The sequence below is a fragment of the Streptomyces sp. CLV115 genome, from assembly GCF_038448545.1.
Taxonomy (GTDB): domain Bacteria; phylum Actinomycetota; class Actinomycetes; order Streptomycetales; family Streptomycetaceae; genus Streptomyces; species Streptomyces sanglieri.
Genome location: NZ_JBCEWQ010000420.1, coordinates 1 through 446 on the forward strand (window position 1 = coordinate 1; position 446 = coordinate 446).

Annotated in this window: 1 protein-coding gene; it reads left to right on the top strand. The window is 62.6% G+C overall.

Going from position 1 to position 446, the window contains the following annotated elements:
- Positions 1-14: 14 nt before the first annotated feature.
- Positions 15-446 (top strand): DNA gyrase subunit A (locus AADR41_RS42445; protein ID WP_342287818.1); only part of this gene is annotated, 432 nt, incomplete at its 3' end.

Here is a 446-nt window from a genome sequence, read left to right on the forward strand (position 1 = left end):
GCCGTCACGTCGGAATCCAGCCGGTCGAGATTCGTGACGAGATCCAGAACGCGTACCTCGACTACGCGATGAGCGTCATCGTCGGGCGTGCCCTGCCCGATGTGCGCGACGGCCTCAAACCGGTACACCGTCGGGTCATCTACGCGATGTACGACGGCGGTTACCGCCCCGACCGCGGCTGGAACAAGTGCTCCCGCGTCGTCGGTGACGTCATGGGTAAGTACCACCCTCACGGCGACTCGGCCATTTACGACACCTTGGTGCGTCTGGCTCAGCCATGGGCCATGCGATACAAGCTTGTCCAGGGTCAGGGTAACTTCGGGTCCCAGGGCAACGACGGTGCGGCTGCCATGCGATACACCGAGTGCAAGATGGCGCCGCTGGCCATGGAGATGGTGCGCGACATCGACCAGGACACTGTCGATTTCCAGCCCAACTATGACAAC